Raw genomic sequence first — 17,752 nt, 5'->3', positions numbered from 1 at the left:
AGTGGCTTTATTACACGTTAGACGCACTTTACAAAATGATCTAAAAAGCAAAACCCTCTTTAAATGATTTAAAGAGGGTTTTCTCATTCAGTGCGGAAGAAGGGACTCGAACCCCCACGCCTCGCGGCGCCAGATCCTAAGTCTGGTGCGGCTACCAATTACGCCACTTCCGCGTTTTGTTGGTTTTTTAAAGGATTGCAAAGGTAACTTAAAATACCAATAATTAAAACCTTAATTTAAATTATTATGCAATGGCTTTAAAATCAAGCTATTATTTAACTGTTCAATTAATTGCTCAAAGTAAGCTATAGCTTTTAACAGGCGGCTGCCATACCACGAAAACATTTCGCCGTTAACCAATATCACTTTACTTTGCGGGCATATTTGCTTTATGGCCTGCAAATGCTTTTGTTTAAACGGATAGGGCTCGGATGAAAGCATCACAACATCGGGCCGGCTTTGTTGCAATTGCTGTGCGGATACCTGCGGGTACCTCTCATTATCGAAAGCATTTGTTAAGCCGCAGCGATGCAGCATATCATCAATAAAAGTATTTTTTGCAGCAACCATGTAGGGGTTTTGCCATATAAGATAGGCAACTTTTAGTGGCGCTATGGCCTGCGGGAGCTTTTTAAAGCCAGCATCTATTTGTTGTATCATTTGCAGGCTCATGCTTTTTTTATCAACCATAGCACCTATTACGGTTATCATTTGCAGGGCGTGGGGCAGGCTGTAAATATCGCTTATCCAAACCGGGAAATCGCGGGCAAGGGTTTCTATCTGGTTTTGCTCATTCTCCTCTTTGTTGGCAATTATCAGGGCGGGGTTTAAACTGCGAACCAAATCAACATCCACGTTTTTTGTGCCACCAACTTTGGTTACCGTTTTAACTTGCAGCTTTGGGTGTATGCAAAATTTGGTGACGCCCGTAATTTGATGACCAACGCCCAAATCAAACAACAGTTCGGTTTGGGATGGCACCAGGGATATTATACCGTTTACCTCGCGGCCTACTGTAATTGAGCGGCCAAGCTGATCGGTAAACGTGCGCCCTGACATATTTTGTATATGCGTTGTTAAAAAGCTTGCTTATCGCCTTTTACTGATAGCCAGAAGGTTAGGAGGATGATTTTCATATCCAATATAAACGACCAGTTTTCCAGGTACCATACATCGGCTTCAACGCGCTCAAGCATGGCATCGGTTGTTTTGGTTTCGCCACGCAGGCCGTTTACCTGCGCCCAACCGGTTATGCCGGGTTTTAAAAAATGGCGCACCATAAACCTGTCAATCAATTGCGAATATTGCTCGGTATGGCTTATCATGTGGGGGCGCGGCCCTACGGTTGACATGTTACCTATCAGCACGTTAAAAAACTGAGGCAACTCATCTAAACTGGTTTTACGCAAAAATGCACCTACTTTGGTAATCCGCGAATCTGACCGGGTGGCTTGCACCTTGTCCGAATCGGAGTTAACACGCATACTCCTAAACTTATAACAGTTAAACGGCTTATTATCGCGGCCTGAGCGTAGCTGAACAAAAAATATAGGCCCGGGCGTTTCTAATTTAATAATGATGGCCAGTATTGGGAACAACCAGCTAAAAACAAATATAATGATGAACAACGCAAATAAAACATCAAAAAAGCGCTTGGTGCCGCGGTTAAGCATATTTTCGAGCGGTTCGGGCCGGATGGAAATAATAGGGATATTACCGAAGCTTTGTAAATAGGTTGGCTTTTTAATATACTCGTGATACTCGGGCACAATTTTAAAACGGATGAGGTTTTTATCGGCATCAATCATTAAGCGTTCAATAATATCGTGCTCGGAGTAAGGCAGGGCGCAATAAATTTCGTCAACCTGGTTATTAAGCACGTAATCCATACAGGTGGTGGTGTTACCGAGATACAGATTTTTTTCGGTAATTCGCGATACTTCGTCGTCAAAAAAACCAAGCAGCTCGTATCCACGGAAGGGGTTATTTCTAAAATAGTTACGCAGCTCATTACCGGCACGCCCCGCCCCTACTATAACTACCTTGCGCGAATCATTGAGCATAGCCCTATCGCTGCGCCGTATGGTTAAAAATATAAGCTTCCAAAAGGCAAGCATGGTGCCAAATAAAACGATGGAGTAAAACAGGTATTCGCGCGTTATAAAATAGGCCTTGGTACCTATAATAATGAGGATGGTAACACAAATAAGGCACACAAACAGCAGGTAGGTTTGAAACACACTGCGGTAGGTTTTAACAGAATCTTTATTTAAAACCTGCTCATAGAGCCCCGTAATATTGGCCGATAGCAGCCATATTAAATTAAAAACCAAAACCACGGGTAAGTAGTTTTTGTTATTAATCCAAACAATGAGTGAATCGTCAAGTATTAGGTAGGCAGCTACCATTGATACATTGAGCACTAAATAATCAACTGTGAGGTTTATTGCCTTAAAAAATGTTGCGTATCTGTGAACCATATATTTAAAAACCCAATATTATTAATCCCACTAAATTAGAACTTATTTACTATTCGTCAAACATAATAATTCATTTAATGTACATGTTATTTTTGCATTTTTCAAAATAAAAATAAGTTGATTATGATAATTGAATTTATAATATGCCCTTTTTTAAAAAATGGCAATTAATTTCCAGCTTTGGTATTAACGCAAACAAGGCTATCAGCGTGCCTTTTAGCCAATTATTTTTCATTTATACTGCCCAAAAAAAGTATTGAATTTGGCATTTAATGCAGTTTTTAACTACAAATTTATTTCATGCTTTTAAATAAAACTAAAGCTAATTTTAATGCCTAGCCATAATTAAAAACAGCATTAAAATTGCCCTGGCTCCAGCTATTGCAGGTATTGGGGCACCTTTAGGATACCAGGACGGACGATTAAATTTCACTAAATAGCGAACTTTGTTATTTTAAATTAATTTATTTATTTTTTTATCGCCAAAATTAAAAAAAATAAACTGATTTAATATTTATAACCGGCCGTCAACAATACTAATGTCAAGCATGCCTTTAATGTCGTAGAGTACAGAATGCTTTTGCCTCTTTAACTTGTCAAACTCTAAGTTTGCAAATTGGTAATGCGGCACTGCCAAAATTATGGCGTCGTACAGGTTGTTAAACTCAATGTTATCAATCGTATCAATACCGTATTCCTGCTTTACCTCATCTGGGTTTGCCCAGGGGTCGTAAACTTCGTAATGCGCGTCAAAATCGCGCAGCACGTTAACAATATCAATAACGCGGGTGTTGCGTACATCGGTACAGTTTTCTTTAAAGGTAAAGCCTAAAACCAATATCCGCGCATTTTTTACGGCTATATCGTTTTTTATCATCAGCTTTATTACCTCAAGGGCCACGTATTTGCCCATACCATCGTTTAAGCGGCGGCCAGCTAGAATAATCTCGGGGTGGTAGCCCAGTTCCTGTGCTTTTTGGGCCAGGTAATAGGGGTCTACCCCGGTGCAATGGCCACCAACAAGGCCTGGTTTAAAGTTCAAAAAATTCCATTTGGTACCGGCAGCTGCAAGCACATCGTGGCTATCAATCCCCATCAGGTTAAATATTTTTGATAGCTCATTAACAAAGGCTATATTAATGTCGCGCTGCGAGTTCTCAATTACTTTGCAAGCTTCGGCAACCTTAATACTCGGCGCCTTATGTGTACCGGCTGTAATGATGGATTGGTAAAGGCCGTCAATAAAATTGGCAGCCTGAGGGGTTGAACCCGAAGTTACCTTTAAAATATTGGTTAAGTGGTGTACCTTATCGCCGGGATTGATTCGCTCGGGCGAATACCCTGCAAAAAAGTCGACGTTAAAAGTTAGCCCCGATATTTTTTGTAAAATGGGAACGCAAATTTCTTCGGTGCAACCCGGAAAAACTGTTGATTCGTAAATTACAACGTCGCCGTTTTTTAGCATACCGCCAACGGTTTCGGTGGCTTTAATAATGATGCTTAAATCGGGCCTGTTGTGATTATCGGTTGGGGTGGGTACAACAATAATGTAAATATTGCAATGGGCAATAGTACCGGCATCTGTTGTGCAATGCAAACCCTTTTCGGGATGGTTAAGGTTTAATACCGATTTCAATTTACTGCTTTCAATTTCCAGCGTACCATCAAAACCGCTATTTACATCGTTAACCCGGCTTTGTTTTAAATCGAAACCTATTACGCTATATTTTGTAGCAAACTCAACGGCCAATGGCAGCCCTACATAACCTAAGCCAACTATAGCTATTTCTATTCTTTCGGGGGTATTAAACATTGTATAGACGGGGTAACCCTGAATATGGGTGTATGCAAATATATTTAAATTGTTAAAAGTACTATAGCATTAACGGGCACAGCATAAACACTACATGGCATTTTTGGTTTTAATTATCGGTAATATAAACGCTACGCATTATATATTTGATAAACGCCTGTTATGCAATGTTGGGCCGCCGAGCCAATTAAAACTGTTGTTATGCGTTTTTCGCGCATTAGCAGTTCAACCTGGCTCAAATATTCTTCGCCGTCAACAATAACGGGCTTCCGGGTCATCATGTTGGCTATTTGCAATTGCGAGGTATCGGCGTTATTAACCAGTGCACGCCGAAGGTCGCCGTCGGTTACAACACCTTCTATATGATCCAGATGGCCAATGATGACCATCCCCAACCTACCTTCCGACATTTTTAATACCAATTCGGTAAAACTCGCCCCGGCGTTGATGACGGGCAGATTATCTGTCCGCATAAAATCTTTAACGCGCGTTAGTAGTTTGCGGCCCAAACTTCCGCCCGGATGAAAACGGGCAAAGTCGGCAGGTTTAAAGCCGCGTACTTCCATTAGGGCAACAGCCACAGCATCGCCCATTACCAGTGCTGCCGTTGTTGACGATGTTGGTGCGAGCTTTAGAGGACAGGCTTCGGTTTTTATGGCGATGTTTAAATGGTGGCTGCAATTTTTTGCGATGGTTGAATTTGAGTCGCCCGTTATGGCAATTAACACATTACCGTTCCATTTAAGGTAGGGTATTATTTTTAAAAGCTCATCCGTTTCGCCCGAGTATGAGATGAGTAAAACAATATCATCAACACCTATCATACCCAAATCGCCATGAAAAGCCTCGCCAGGATGCAGAAAAAAACTTGACGTACCTGTACTTGATAACGTGGCCGATATTTTTTTACCTACTAAGCCCGATTTGCCTATGCCCGTTACAATAAGCTTGCCCTTGGCCGCCAGTATAGCCTCAATAACATCGGTAAAACTATCATCAATGTTTTGGGCAACATGTTGTAACGATTCTATCTCAACATTAAAAACTCTTTTGGCAATATCTTTCATTCGGTTTACCTTATTAAAGGTTCAATAACGGCTTCAAGCTGGTGCAGTTTAACCATGTTTGGTCCGTCGCTCAGGGCATTATCCGGGTCGGGATGGGTTTCAATAAAATAGCCATCGGCGCCAAAAGCTTTTGCAGCGAGGGCCATCATAGGTACAAAGTTACGATCGCCGCCTGTTTTACCACCCGCACCGCCGGGGCGCTGTACCGAGTGGGTACAATCCATACAAACAGGGTGGCCAAATTGCTTCATATCGTAAACGTTCCTAAAATCAACCGCAAGGTTATTGTAGCCGTACATATTGCCACGCTCGGTTAGTATTACCTGGTTGTTACCGGCTTCTATCACTTTTTGGGCCGGATAAAACATATCCTGACCAGATAAAAACTGCGCTTTTTTAACGTTAACAATTTTACCGGTTTGGGCCGCGGCCACCAACAAATCTGTTTGGCGGCATAAAAAAGCGGGTATCTGTAAAATATCAACAACCTGACCGGCTATTGCGGCCTGGTAAGGCTCATGTATATCGGTAGTTAGGGGCAGGCCAAAGTGCTCCTTAACTTTAAGCAGCATCTCCAGGCCCTTCTCTATCCCGGGGCCACGGTATGAATGGATAGATGTGCGGTTAGCCTTATCAAACGATGATTTAAAAACCACGGGCACATTAAATTTTTGCCCAAGAGTAGCAACCACTTCGGCAACGGTATATAACAGGTCCTGGTTTTCGATAACGCAAGGGCCCAAAACGAAAAATGTATTTGTTTTTATATTGTTGAACAGCATTTTTTATTGCAATTAGTACCGCAAAGATGAAAATTATTGTGATAATGTTGAGTTAAATACTTCGGCACAATTTTTTAACGTAAAAAAACAATTTTACATACAAATTGCATTTGCTATTAAAGGCAATATTTAATTCCACAATCAACTAATGCTGCAATATTAAATTTAAACACAGGGTACATTAAGCAGTATAAACGTGCATTTATGGTTATTAACATATTGATTATCTTGCCGATGTGGAAAAAAATAAATGTTAAAAATGTGTTAAAAATTAGTCTGCAAACTCTATAGAATATATATTTGTACTAATTGTTAATTTATCAAATTTAAACCACTTGTTCTTTATGATAAATAATGAGGTCAGTTATAAAAAAGAGAGAGAGCACCTGCTTCCTCTCTTTTTTGTTTAATATAGTTTTGGCTGCGCCTCAATCCTTGCAAGGGGTACTCTATTTTTCTAAAAAATCAAGCAAAATTTTATTCCGTAATAACAGTACAGCAGCATGGTACGCTTAGGGTAAAAATTTGTTAAAGGATGTTAATTGTTGTTATTAGCTGCCAACAATTTGTACCTTTCGTAAGTTTACAATTTAACAAACCTACAGGCACCATGTACCGTTACCTTTTTATAATTACTATTTTGCTTTGGGTAACCTGTTACAAAGCAAATGGGCAGGCTAATTTACAGGGACGTGTTTACGAGTTACAAACCCGCATACACCTGCAATCCATCCGGGTAACCAACTTAAACACCAAGCAGTTTGCCATTACGGATACCGCAGGTATATTTTTTATTTATGCCAAACCCGGCGATTTACTGGCTTTTAGAGGCTACTCGTACAAGCCCGATACCATAAGCATTGTTAATAAAAACCATCTCGAAATATTTTTGGAGCCGGTAAGCAATTTACTTAACGAGGTTAAAGTTACAACACCCGACGTTAAAACCGGAACTATGAAAGACCCCAGCCTAACCGGTGCCCCTCTTGTTTACCAGCGCGATGCCAACGGTAATTACAAAGGCGGCGTAGCACTGCGGTTTGGCTACGGCAAGGATAAAAAAGCCATTCACAACAAACAACTAAGCGACGAGGAAGCCGCCGATTACGAAATTGACAACGCCTTTAATGAAAAAGCTCTTAGCAAAACCATCCCCTTGAAAGGACAGGAACTAAAGGATTTTATATTAATGTACCGCCCCCAAATTAAGGTTTTTAAGGCCCCCGGCTTTAACCTTACCATTTACATAAACGATTGTTATAAAAAATACATGGCTCTGCCCGTTGATAAACGAAAGCCGGATCAATTGAAGTTGTGAAGAGGGATGGCACTTTTGAGGATGTGTCAAAAGTAAACTATGCTTAAACCGAACGGAATGTTAAGCTAGGTTAAAACACCTGTGTTGAGCGGTACAAAACACCTGCGCACTCTTTGTTAATTTTACCAAAGAGTGCGCAGTGAGGTGCGCAGAGATCACAGACTCAATAATATTTTAGTCAATCCATTTTACCAACTACAACCTTGCAAAATTTATCAAAATCAAAATATTGATTGGCCAGGGCTAAAATTTGTTCGGCTGTTATGGTTCGTATCACTTCGGTATATCGGTCGTAATAGGCAAAATCGAGACCGGAGAAGTAAACGTTTTTAAACTTATCCGCATGCGAAAAAACATTTTCAAGGCTGCCCAGTAACGAGCCCAGCATGTAGTTTTTAACCAGCATCAGCTCTTCGGGTTTAATCAATTCTGTTTTCAGGATGTTTACTTCCTTTTCAATTTCGGTAAGGGTAGCATTGGTAAACTCTGCGCCAACTTCGGTTGCTATAAATATAGAGCCAGTGTATTTCATTGATGAGGTTGCCGAACCAATACCGTAGGTATAACCTTTATCTTCGCGGATGTTGTTCATCAGCCTTGAGCCAAAATAACCACCCAAAATGGTGTTTACTATTTGCAGGGCGGGGAAATCGGCGTGGCTGCGGTTTATAGTTGGCGTACCTATACGAATGGCCGATTGCAAGGCATCGGGTTTTTCAATATAGTTAAACAACTTACCCGTTGGTTGTACAGCGGGCTGCTCTATATCGGCAATGGTGCCGTTATTTTTCCAATCCTTATCAAACGAATGGGTTATGGCTTTTAGCGTACTATCATCCACCTTACCGGCCACAATCATGGTGCAGTTATTGGGCTGGTACATTTGCCGGTAATGCTCAACCATATCATCGCGTTGCAGGTTGGCATAATCGTCGGCATTGGGGCTTAGGCCGTACATGGTACCGCCAAACACGGCATCATTAAAAATGCGGCGGGCCACAAAATCGTTTTTTTGGAGGCTTACCTGCAATTTTTGTTGTTGATTGCGAATAAAAGTTTGCAGCTCTTTTAGAGGAAAAACCGAGTTTGTTATAATATCCTTGATAACGGGCAGTGTGCTATGTAGGTGCTTGTTAAGGCAATAAAGCCCAACCTGCGAATGATCGAAACCGTAATCAACCTGCAAAAAGGCTCCATAATAATCAACCGCATCGGCAATTTGCGAGGCCGAGAGGCTATTAGTACCTTCGGTAAGCATGGTGTTAACGGCTACATTTAGTAACGGCTTTTGCTGGTTAAAACGCACGTTATTAAAAATCCATTCTATGCGCACCAACTCCTGCTCGCCCGAGTTGAACCAGTATAAATTGCAGCCATTATCTAACCGGATATGGCCGGGGTTAATTAAGGTAATATGGTCTATCTCCCTAAATTGGGGAGTTAAAGTTCTGTCTAACATACTATTCGGCTAAATATACCAGCGTTGATGAATTTTGTTTTTGAAACAATACCTGTGCCTGGTGCTGTATTTGTTGCGATGAAATGGCTATATAACGCGCTGTTTCCAGGTTAAGCAGTTCGGCATCGCCAAGCAGCTCAAAATAAGCCAGGTTCATGGCCTTATCCAATAACGACATTTCGGAAAACACCATTGTTGATTCGGTTTTGTTTTTAACCTTGGTCAATTCTTCAACCGCTACTAGTTCATTTTTAAGCTTTTCCAATTCTTCCCAAATGGCGGCTTCGGCTTCTTCAATGCTTATCCCCGGCAAGGGTTTACCATCAATTACAAACATACCGGTATCAAAGCTGCCCGTCATGTAGGCATGTATTTCGCTAAATAGTTGCCTTTCTTTTAATAAATTTCGGTGCAACCTGGATGATGCTCCGCGCGAAAGTATGTCGGACATGAGATCGGTAACGTAATACGATTCGTCTAACCGGCCCTTCATCTGGAAAGCAATGTAAACGCTGTTCAACGGTACTTTGGCGGTTACCGTTTCGCGGCGGGCATCAAGCTGCTCGGGTTCATGCGGTAAACTGCGGTTGTATTTTTCGCCGGGCGGAATGCTACCAAACCATTTTTCGGCCATTTGCAGCACCTCATCGGTATCAATATCGCCACCAATTACTACAACGGCATTTTGCGGATTGTAATGCTTTTTAAAAAATGCCTTTACATCTTCAATTCGGGCATCTTCAATATGTGCAAGTTCTTTGCCTATGGTTGCCCACCTGTAAGGGTGCATTTTGTAAACCAGTGGGCGCAGCTTTAACCAAACATCGCCGTAGGGTTGGTTTAGGTACCGTTGCTTAAACTCTTCCATCACCACATTGCGCTGTACCTCAAGGCTTTTTTCGCTAAAGGCAAGGTTAAGCATGCGGTCGCTCTCCAGCCAAAAGGCAGTTTCAATATTTACCGAAGGCAGGGTGATGTAATAATTAGTAATATCGTTACTGGTGAAGGCATTGTTTTCGCCGCCTACCCGCTGCAACGGTTCGTCGTAATTTGGAATATTGACAGATCCACCAAACATCAGGTGCTCAAACAAGTGGGCAAAGCCGGTTTGTGCGGGATTTTCGTCGCGTGCGCCAACATCATACAAAACGTTGAGCACTGCCATTGGCGTTGTTTTATCTTCGTGAACAACCACCCGCAGGCCGTTGCTCAGTGTAAAACGGTTGAATTTAACCATGTATATAAATAGTATCAGTGATAAAAACGGATTGCAAAGGTAAAATTTTACTGATGAATAATACAATTTGTATTAATAGTATGTTAAACACAAGTATCAACTACATGTTAAACTATCGTTACTATTTAATTAATTGCAATTGAAAATTGATTTATTAACTACAACAATAAAATATCGACTAAAGTAAAAAAATGCAAAAACAAAACAATCGCACCGCCTGTTATTAACTGCATAATCTATTCTAATGAATAACATTCTCGTGCTCATCAACCTATCTGCCGGAGCAGAGCGGATTGCGAAATTATCGCTCAAAGTTGCACAACAACTAAGCGCCAACGTGTTGCTTTGCAATGTATTTGAGTTACCTGTGCGAACGCCATTGGTGCTTGCAGGGGGTGGTGATGCAACAGATCATTTTGAAGATAAGCTTTATTTAAGCATAGAAGAACTGGCTGATAAAGTAAAAACTCATTATTATTACGAACACCGCAACGAGGCGCACCAGCCCAAAATAAACTGCCTGCATACTACCGTTTTTAATAGCGATAAAATAAAAAGCCTGGTTGCCGAAAACCATGTTAATATGATAGTTACCGGCATACCCGATTTGTTGGAACTCAACACATCGGGCTTATTATCAATTATTAACAATGCCGATTGCCCCGTTTTGGTTATACCCGAAAATGTTAATTTCAGCACGTTTGATAGTACTGCCTACCTTACCGACCTTAGGTATTGCGATGTGGCAGTGGTTAATTTTTTAAAGAAATTTAACAGCAAAATATTTGTTACCCACGTATCATCAAGCGGCATACCCGATATTGAGGATTGCTATGCCCAAAACCTTTTAACAGATGCCGTTGCTAACAAAGTTGGCTATAACAAACTTTTTTTGCGCAACATTAAAGGCACCAACCGCAAACGCGACCTGGAAACGGTAACAAACACTGCCGCTATTAAATTTTTTACTATAGTAAATCATAAACACTATGTGTTGGAGCGTTTCCTATCTGATACATCAACCACGCGGCGCAATTACCACAACGTACCTTTAATGATTATACCTTACCCCAACTGGCGACAGTAAAATTTTGTAGCACTTAGTTAAAGGATTATTAGTACAAAGGCGTTATAAGTTGGTTACAAGCTTGCCGTAACGCCTTTGACGTTAAAACTGAATACTATTAATTTAATTTTATTATATATGCCAGCATAAACTTACTTTTGTTTTATTAGTTAGCAAAGTAAATACTACAAAAGCTATCTGCTTTATATAATTTAACATAAAATGTGGCATAACAACATATTAGAAACCATTGGCAATACCCCGCTGGTGAAGCTCAACAAGATAACTAAAGACATACCGGCAACCATTTTGGCCAAAATTGAAACTACCAACCCAGGTAACTCTATTAAAGACCGTATGGCCCTTAAAATGATTGACGACGCCGAAAAAAGCGGTGCCTTAAAACCCGGTGGAACCATTATTGAAGGTACATCGGGCAATACGGGTATGGGTTTGGCTATGGCCGCCATTATTAAAGGTTACAAATGTATTTTTACTACAACGGACAAGCAATCGAAAGAAAAGGTTGATGCCTTACGCGCTTTTGGCGCCGAGGTTATTGTTTGCCCTACCAATGTTGACCCGGAGGATGCGCGGTCATACTACTCGGTATCATCGCGTTTGGTGCGCGAAACGCCAAATTCGTGGAAACCTAACCAGTACGATAATCTTTCTAACTCGCAGGCACATTATGAGCAAACCGGCCCCGAAATATGGCAACAAACCGAGGGTAAAATAACCCACCTGGTTGCGGGCGTGGGTACGGGCGGAACCATATCGGGCATAGCCAAGTACTTAAAAGAGCAAAACCCGGCCATTAAGGTTTTGGGTATTGATACCTATGGCTCAGTATTTAAAAAGTATAAAGAGACAGGCATTTTTGACAAGAACGAAATATACCCTTACATAACTGAGGGCATTGGCGAAGACTTTTTACCGGCCAATGTGGACTTTACTTTGATTGACCACTTTGAAAAAGTAACCGATAAGGACGCCGCTTTAATGACACGCGAGATTACTTTAAAGGAAGGCATTTTTGCCGGCAACTCGTCGGGCTCGGCAATTGCTGGTGTTTTGCAAATGAAGCACCTGTTTAAAGAAGGCGATGTGGTGGTGGTTATTTTCCCCGACCATGGCTCGCGCTATGTGGGCAAAATGTTTAACGAAGACTGGCTGCGCGAACGCGGATTTTTAGCCGACGAAAAATTAACCGCCCGCACCATTATTTCGAAAAAGGAAAAGCAGGAAATTATAACTATTGATTGCGAAAAAACCATTCTGGAAGCTATCAATACCATCAAATCGTTAAACATCAGCCAGATACCCGTTACTCAAAAAGGCATGGTGATAGGTAAAATTACCGAAAGCGATATATTGGATGCGCTGTTAGAAAACCCTTCGCTACGCTCGCAGCCGTTAAAAAGCATTGCTACAGTGCCTTTCCCCTTTGTTGACCTTAATACGGGTATCAATAAAATATCGTCGCTCATTAATAAAGAAAACAGTGCCGTTTTGGTTGAAGATGATAACGGCAACATCGAGATTATTACGCAGTACGATATTATTAATGCGATAAGCGGGTAGGGAGAGATTCAAGAGGCGAGAATTAGGATGCAAGACAATTATTAATATAAACTATGGGATTGTTTATTACGGTAATGCATGTGCATAGAAAGAGTCAAATAGACGTTGTGTCGGCTCTATCCAAAGAATTAAAAAACCGCTCCTTAGATAGTTTTACAAGGGTGGATTTAAATGATTATGACGACGAAGGCGTCATTAGAAAGCACATTTCCTCCAAACCTGGCAATTACTATCTCATCACTCAACCACATGGCAATTGGACTACCATAATTGAACTTGGAGTAAATACAGATGAGCCCTTCTATTTGAACGAACTCACAACAAGTCTGAGCCAACGCTTAAATACTTATGCACTATCGTTTCACTTACACGATGATGATGTTCTATATTATAACCTTGAATATTCAGGTGAGTCGATAGACGGCTATAATAGTAATTACCAATATTTTTTAAACGAAGTACCTGATGATAGCGAAATACTTTCGCAACGACACGACGTTAAAACCTTTATCCCCATTCTACCAGTGGGTAAAGACATACTGGATTTTGATGCCATTTTAAATGAAGGTTATTGGAACGCATTTGATAATAATGATTTGGATGAAGATGGGATTCCCAATAATAACAGTGATAATAATTATGATGTCGACGAAGAAAATAGGTTTTTTAGGATAGGCAAATATTTAGAAATTTTTAGCAAAACGAATTATCCCTTTGCAAACTGGTATATCAATTTATCGCAATTAAATTTAAATAGTTGTTATTTGCTAAAAGCAGAAAAGAGTGGCGGTTTATTTTCAAAACTTTTCAAATAAAAATAAAATCTCATGCTTATAAAAGGGGAACATATAGAAGGCACGCCTGCCGAATTACAGGTCTTGCTGGACCAGGAGGCCAACACTACCGCCTTTTTTGAGAGCCTGTCGAAATCGTACAAACAGGGTTATTGCGATTGGGTGGGCTCGGCCAAGCAGGAAGATACCCGCAAGGTTATGGCCGATATGGCTATGATAATGTTGAGGAATAAGCAAAAGACACTAAAGACTTAGCCCCCCAACCCCCTAAAGGGGGAACAGAAAGTTAAAGCCCGTTGACGAAGGAGCAAAATCAATTAGAATTATTTCAGTGCTAATCAAAAACTCCCCCTTTAGGGGGCCGGGGGGTTAATACTCCAACGGCACTGTAGGTTCTTTTTTACTGGTGCTCATTATCATCATGGTTTGGAAGGTTTTCACCACGGTAATTTTGCTTATCTTATCCATTATCAGTTGTTCGTAGGCTTTAATATCGCGCACGTAAACTTTCAATAAAAAATCGCACTGGCCGGTTACGTGGTGGCATTCTGTAACTTCTTTAATGGCCTTTATCTCGTCCACAAAAACCTGTATGGTGTTGTTTTTATGAAAATCTAACGATACCTGAATAAAAGTTTTGATACCCAAACCAAGCTTTTCTTCGTCAACCAGGGCATGGTAACTCTTAATATATTCGGCGTTTTCAAGCTTGCGCACACGCTCTAACGTAGGTGCCGGCGAAAGGCCTATCTCACTGGAAAGTTGCAAATTGGTTATCCTTCCGTTCTCTTGCAGAATCTTTAATATCTGTAAATCTATTTTATCAATTTCGGTAGCCATAATGGTTACAAATATAAATTTTACTATCAAACAAAATAATATTTTTTCAAATACATGTTATGGCAATATAAATTCTTTTTTGAAAAGATTTTTAGACAAGCCTAAATTTTTTATTAGATTTGTTTAAATGAACTCGTATACCGAAGAAAACTACTTAAAAGCCATTTACCATTTATCGGTAAACGGGGTTGAAAGTGTAAGCACAAACAGTATTGCTGCCGCCATGAATACCAAGGCTGCATCGGTTACCGATATGCTGAAAAAGCTGTTTGAAAAAAAACTAATTAACTATGCCCGCTACCAGGGCGTGAGCCTTACCAGCGAAGGGAAAACCATTGCCATTAACATTGTACGCAAGCACAGGCTTTGGGAATTTTTTTTGGTAGAAAAGCTAAATTTTAAATGGGACGAGGTACACAACGTTGCCGAAGAACTGGAACACATTACATCTACCGAATTGGTTGACCGGCTGGACAAGTTTTTAGGATACCCGAAGTACGACCCGCACGGCGACCCGATACCCGATGTTAACGGCTGCTTCAATAAAAGCGAATTAAAACCAATATCGGCTTTGTTAGTAAACGAGGGCGGTATTATTATGGGTGTGCGCGAGCATTTACCTCAATTTTTACAATATCTGGAAAAAATGAAACTTACTATAGGTAACCACATTCGGGTAATGGAAGTGGTTGATTACGATCAGTCGGTTTTAATCCAATTAAATAACCAAAACACATTGAGCATAAGCAGGGATGTGGCCCAAAATATACTTGTAACCATATGAGCAAAGAAACACACGGCGAATCGTTAGGCAACGTTCACAATTCGGTAGAAACTCAGGGCAAAATAGGCTGGAAAAGAGTAATGGCTTTTTTGGGCCCCGCTTACCTGGTTAGTGTTGGTTATATGGACCCCGGCAACTGGGCAACCGACCTTGCCGGCGGCAGCGAATTTGGTTATAAACTGATATGGATACTTTTTGTATCAAACTTAATTGCTTTGCTGCTGCAATCCTTAAGTACGCGGCTGGGTATTGTGCGCGGGCTTGATCTGGCTCAAGCCTCAAAAAACACTTACCCACGTTTTGTAAATTTTTGCCTTTACATTTTAGCGCAAATAGCCATTATAGCCTGCGATTTGGCCGAGATAATTGGTATGGCTATAGGTTTAAACTTGCTGTTTCACCTGCCGCTGCTTTGGGGAGTATCGCTCACCATAAGCGATACCATTTTGCTGCTTTTTTTAATGAACAAAGGCATGCGCAAACTCGAAGGCTTTATTATATCAATGATATTTATCATCGGGCTATCGTTTTTGGTTGAAATGTTTATTGTTGAGCCCAACTTTGGCGATGTAGCCAAGGGCTTTATACCCAGCAACATTTTTAAAAGCGATTTAGTAAGCAAAAAAATGCTGTATGTGGCCATTGGCATTATTGGTGCCACGGTTATGCCGCATAATTTATACCTGCACTCGTCGCTGGTGCAAACCCGGAAAATTGACCGTACCGACGAGGGAATTAAAAATGCAATCCGTTTTAATTTTATTGATACCAGTATTGCGCTAAACCTGGCATTTTTTGTAAATGCAGCCATATTAATATTAGCGGCAAGTGCGTTTTTCAGGAATGGCTTTTTTCAGGTGGCCGAAATTCAGGATGCGTACAAACTGCTCGAACATATCTTTGGCTCGCTAGCCCCTGCCCTATTTGCCATAGCGCTAATAGCATCGGGCCAAAGCTCAACCATAACGGGCACCCTTGCCGGGCAAATTATTATGGAAGGACACATTAACCTGCGCATACAACCCTGGTTGCGCCGCCTTTTAACGCGCCTGCTGGCAATTTTACCAGCCGTGTTAACCATAGTTTACTTTGGCGACCAGGCACTGGGTAGCCTCATTATATTGAGCCAGGTGGTATTGAGCCTGCAACTGGGCTTCGCGGTAATTCCGCTTATCCATTTTACGTCCGACAAGCAACGCATGGGCAAATTTGCCATTGGCCCTAAAGTAAAAATACTGGCCTGGGCAAGTGCTGCACTTATTGTGGTACTTAACATTAAACTGGTTATCGATCAGATATTTGATTGGATAAAGCAATACCCCGATGCTCAGGTTTGGATATATATTTTTGTTATACCACTAACCCTGGGCATTATAGCCTTGCTGCTGTATGTGTTTTTTAAACCGATATTAAAACTTCATGAAGAAAAACCGGCCCGTGTGCCACATGGTTTAGCCGAAGCCATTAACAATTTGGATGCAAAGGCTTACAAACACATTGGTGTTACTATTGATTTTTCGAAAAACGACCGCGATTCGCTAAGACATGCTATTATGCAGGGTGGCAAAGGGGCCGACTATACCCTGATTCATATTGTGGAAACCGCTGCGGCCAACTACCACGGCACCGAAGTAATGGACCACGAAACCCAAAGCGACAAAGAAAACCTTGATAAATACGTAACCTCCCTTCATGCTTTAAATTTTAACGCGCATGCGGTAATTGGCTACGGCAACGCGGCAAACGCTATAGCCCAAATTGTGGAAGACGAAAAAATAGATTTTATAGTAATGGGCGCCCACGGCCACAAAGCACTGAAGGACATTATTTTTGGCACCACAGTTGATAAAGTTAGGCACCGGGTTAATGTGCCAATTTTGATTGTGAAGCCGGGAGTTTAGCAAGGAAAATAACAATTTGAATTTAATGTGTACTTACTTTTACAGGATTTGACCAGATAACATCCTGTTTATCTTTTCTTTCTCTACGGTTATTAAAAAAGGGATTACCGCCTTTTTTAATAATCATACCGATGCGAAAGCTATTGTTTTTCAAGCCATTTTTTGCGGTATAAACAGAAAACCAAACCGTTGCCGATTGATGTGGCGCAAGTGCCATATTTACCGGCACATTTTTATCACAAGGTATCCCAGTATGATGAAAGCTATCGTTATCAATTAAATAAAACTCGTCCCATCCGCAACTCATACTCAGGTAGCTCAATACTTGGGGTGAGTTATTGGTTAACGTTATCGGAACCGAAAAATAACGGGCATTTATTTGGTGCTTGTATGGGTAAGCCGTGTAAACAGAATCGTAACAACGCATCTTTCTTTCATTGATGCTTAACACATAATACTTCCTGTTTAACGCCGTTAGTTTAGCATTGGGCCTTTGTTTGGCTTGTACGTTTTGCGCATTACCATTAAGCCCGGCTACAAACATTAAGGTAACCCAAAGCAAGCAATATTTCATAGTCAATTAAATAAATATACTAATAGGCACAATATTTAGGCATCAAAAAATAG

Annotated in this window: 16 protein-coding genes and 1 tRNA gene; 7 read left to right on the top strand and 10 right to left on the bottom strand. The window is 40.9% G+C overall.

Annotated elements, in window-relative coordinates; genetic code table 11:
- Positions 1 to 91 precede the first annotated feature (91 nt).
- The 6 genes from BDD43_RS13170 to kdsA form a co-directional block, all read right to left on the bottom strand.
- Positions 92 to 173 (bottom strand) — tRNA-Leu (locus BDD43_RS13170).
- A 58-nt stretch (positions 174 to 231) separates the two neighbouring features.
- Positions 232 to 1,059, bottom strand: a complete 828-nt coding sequence (locus BDD43_RS13165) for an ABC transporter substrate-binding protein (RefSeq protein WP_121198104.1) — start codon at positions 1,057 to 1,059, stop codon at positions 232 to 234.
- 17 nt (positions 1,060 to 1,076) lie between these two features.
- Entirely contained in the window at positions 1,077 to 2,480 is a 1,404-nt protein-coding gene (locus tag BDD43_RS13160) for an undecaprenyl-phosphate glucose phosphotransferase (RefSeq protein WP_121198103.1), read from the bottom strand.
- Positions 2,481 to 2,994: 514 nt separating this feature from the next.
- The gene (locus tag BDD43_RS13155) at positions 2,995 to 4,293 is read right to left on the bottom strand and encodes a nucleotide sugar dehydrogenase (RefSeq protein ID WP_121198102.1); all 1,299 of its coding nucleotides are present in this window, start codon (positions 4,291 to 4,293) and stop codon (positions 2,995 to 2,997) included.
- Between the two features lie 131 nt (positions 4,294 to 4,424).
- Complete coding sequence (locus BDD43_RS13150) at positions 4,425 to 5,360, bottom strand: KpsF/GutQ family sugar-phosphate isomerase (RefSeq protein WP_121198101.1); 936 nt, start codon at positions 5,358 to 5,360, stop codon at positions 4,425 to 4,427.
- A gap of 5 nt (positions 5,361 to 5,365) precedes the next feature.
- Entirely contained in the window at positions 5,366 to 6,142 is a 777-nt protein-coding gene (gene kdsA, locus BDD43_RS13145) for a 3-deoxy-8-phosphooctulonate synthase (protein WP_121198100.1), read from the bottom strand.
- A 610-nt stretch (positions 6,143 to 6,752) separates the two neighbouring features.
- Here kdsA and BDD43_RS13140 point away from each other — a divergent pair.
- A complete protein-coding gene (locus tag BDD43_RS13140; RefSeq protein WP_147425633.1) occupies positions 6,753 to 7,460 on the top strand; it encodes a hypothetical protein in 708 nt (235 codons plus the stop codon).
- A 178-nt stretch (positions 7,461 to 7,638) separates the two neighbouring features.
- Here the strand turns inward: BDD43_RS13140 and BDD43_RS13135 are convergent, their stop codons facing one another.
- Both BDD43_RS13135 and BDD43_RS13130 read right to left on the bottom strand, forming a co-directional pair.
- Complete coding sequence (locus BDD43_RS13135; protein ID WP_121198098.1) at positions 7,639 to 8,919, bottom strand: M16 family metallopeptidase; 1,281 nt, start codon at positions 8,917 to 8,919, stop codon at positions 7,639 to 7,641.
- Between the two features lies 1 nt (position 8,920).
- The gene (locus BDD43_RS13130; RefSeq protein WP_121198097.1) at positions 8,921 to 10,156 is read right to left on the bottom strand and encodes a M16 family metallopeptidase; all 1,236 of its coding nucleotides are present in this window, start codon (positions 10,154 to 10,156) and stop codon (positions 8,921 to 8,923) included.
- A 244-nt stretch (positions 10,157 to 10,400) separates the two neighbouring features.
- Between BDD43_RS13130 and BDD43_RS13125 the strand changes: the two genes are divergently transcribed.
- The 4 genes from BDD43_RS13125 (at position 10,401) to BDD43_RS13110 (ending at position 13,855) form a co-directional block, all read left to right on the top strand.
- Positions 10,401 to 11,243, top strand: a complete 843-nt coding sequence (locus BDD43_RS13125) for a universal stress protein (protein WP_121198096.1) — start codon at positions 10,401 to 10,403, stop codon at positions 11,241 to 11,243.
- A 201-nt stretch (positions 11,244 to 11,444) separates the two neighbouring features.
- Entirely contained in the window at positions 11,445 to 12,806 is a 1,362-nt protein-coding gene (locus BDD43_RS13120) for a pyridoxal-phosphate dependent enzyme (RefSeq protein WP_121198095.1), read from the top strand.
- Between the two features lie 80 nt (positions 12,807 to 12,886).
- On the top strand, positions 12,887 to 13,621 hold the full coding sequence (locus BDD43_RS13115) for a hypothetical protein (RefSeq protein WP_147425632.1): 735 nt from the start codon (positions 12,887 to 12,889) through the stop codon (positions 13,619 to 13,621).
- Between the two features lie 12 nt (positions 13,622 to 13,633).
- The gene (locus BDD43_RS13110; RefSeq protein WP_121198093.1) at positions 13,634 to 13,855 is read left to right on the top strand and encodes a YdeI/OmpD-associated family protein; all 222 of its coding nucleotides are present in this window, start codon (positions 13,634 to 13,636) and stop codon (positions 13,853 to 13,855) included.
- Between the two features lie 114 nt (positions 13,856 to 13,969).
- Here BDD43_RS13110 and BDD43_RS13105 read toward each other — a convergent pair whose 3' ends face one another.
- Positions 13,970 to 14,440 (bottom strand): Lrp/AsnC family transcriptional regulator, encoded by a 471-nt coding sequence (locus BDD43_RS13105; protein ID WP_008510214.1) that lies wholly within the window; start codon positions 14,438 to 14,440, stop codon positions 13,970 to 13,972.
- Positions 14,441 to 14,567: 127 nt separating this feature from the next.
- On the opposite strand from BDD43_RS13105, the gene BDD43_RS13100 reads away from it, so the two are divergent.
- Entirely contained in the window at positions 14,568 to 15,224 is a 657-nt protein-coding gene (locus BDD43_RS13100) for a metal-dependent transcriptional regulator (RefSeq protein ID WP_121198092.1), read from the top strand.
- The gene (locus BDD43_RS13095) at positions 15,221 to 17,125 is read left to right on the top strand and encodes an Nramp family divalent metal transporter (RefSeq protein WP_121198091.1); all 1,905 of its coding nucleotides are present in this window, start codon (positions 15,221 to 15,223) and stop codon (positions 17,123 to 17,125) included. The genes BDD43_RS13100 and BDD43_RS13095 overlap by 4 nt, the downstream gene beginning before the upstream one ends.
- A gap of 22 nt (positions 17,126 to 17,147) precedes the next feature.
- On the opposite strand, the gene BDD43_RS13090 is transcribed toward BDD43_RS13095, so the two are convergent.
- Positions 17,148 to 17,699, bottom strand: coding sequence for a hypothetical protein (locus BDD43_RS13090; protein WP_121198090.1), 552 nt, complete (start codon positions 17,697 to 17,699; stop codon positions 17,148 to 17,150).
- Positions 17,700 to 17,752: the final 53 nt, after the last annotated feature.

Source organism: Mucilaginibacter gracilis (assembly GCF_003633615.1).
Classification (GTDB): domain Bacteria; phylum Bacteroidota; class Bacteroidia; order Sphingobacteriales; family Sphingobacteriaceae; genus Mucilaginibacter; species Mucilaginibacter gracilis.
Note: the sequence above shows the minus strand (reverse complement) of the source record. Positions and strands in the feature narration are given on the sequence as shown.

Bases quoted from the DNA above. Each gene is read 5' to 3' on its own strand.
- BDD43_RS13165 (WP_121198104.1), bottom strand. From the start codon at position 1,059: ATGTCAGGGCGCACGTTTACCGATCAGCTTGGCCGCTCAATTACAGTA.
- BDD43_RS13160 (WP_121198103.1), bottom strand. From the start codon at position 2,480: ATGGTTCACAGATACGCAACATTTTTTAAGGCAATAAACCTCACAGTT.
- BDD43_RS13155 (WP_121198102.1), bottom strand. From the start codon at position 4,293: ATGTTTAATACCCCCGAAAGAATAGAAATAGCTATAGTTGGCTTAGGT.
- BDD43_RS13150 (WP_121198101.1), bottom strand. From the start codon at position 5,360: ATGAAAGATATTGCCAAAAGAGTTTTTAATGTTGAGATAGAATCGTTA.
- kdsA (WP_121198100.1), bottom strand. From the start codon at position 6,142: ATGCTGTTCAACAATATAAAAACAAATACATTTTTCGTTTTGGGCCCT.
- BDD43_RS13140 (WP_147425633.1), top strand. From the start codon at position 6,753: ATGTACCGTTACCTTTTTATAATTACTATTTTGCTTTGGGTAACCTGT.
- BDD43_RS13135 (WP_121198098.1), bottom strand. From the start codon at position 8,919: ATGTTAGACAGAACTTTAACTCCCCAATTTAGGGAGATAGACCATATT.
- BDD43_RS13130 (WP_121198097.1), bottom strand. From the start codon at position 10,156: ATGGTTAAATTCAACCGTTTTACACTGAGCAACGGCCTGCGGGTGGTT.
- BDD43_RS13125 (WP_121198096.1), top strand. From the start codon at position 10,401: ATGAATAACATTCTCGTGCTCATCAACCTATCTGCCGGAGCAGAGCGG.
- BDD43_RS13120 (WP_121198095.1), top strand. From the start codon at position 11,445: ATGTGGCATAACAACATATTAGAAACCATTGGCAATACCCCGCTGGTG.
- BDD43_RS13110 (WP_121198093.1), top strand. From the start codon at position 13,634: ATGCTTATAAAAGGGGAACATATAGAAGGCACGCCTGCCGAATTACAG.
- BDD43_RS13105 (WP_008510214.1), bottom strand. From the start codon at position 14,440: ATGGCTACCGAAATTGATAAAATAGATTTACAGATATTAAAGATTCTG.
- BDD43_RS13100 (WP_121198092.1), top strand. From the start codon at position 14,568: ATGAACTCGTATACCGAAGAAAACTACTTAAAAGCCATTTACCATTTA.
- BDD43_RS13095 (WP_121198091.1), top strand. From the start codon at position 15,221: ATGAGCAAAGAAACACACGGCGAATCGTTAGGCAACGTTCACAATTCG.
- BDD43_RS13090 (WP_121198090.1), bottom strand. From the start codon at position 17,699: ATGAAATATTGCTTGCTTTGGGTTACCTTAATGTTTGTAGCCGGGCTT.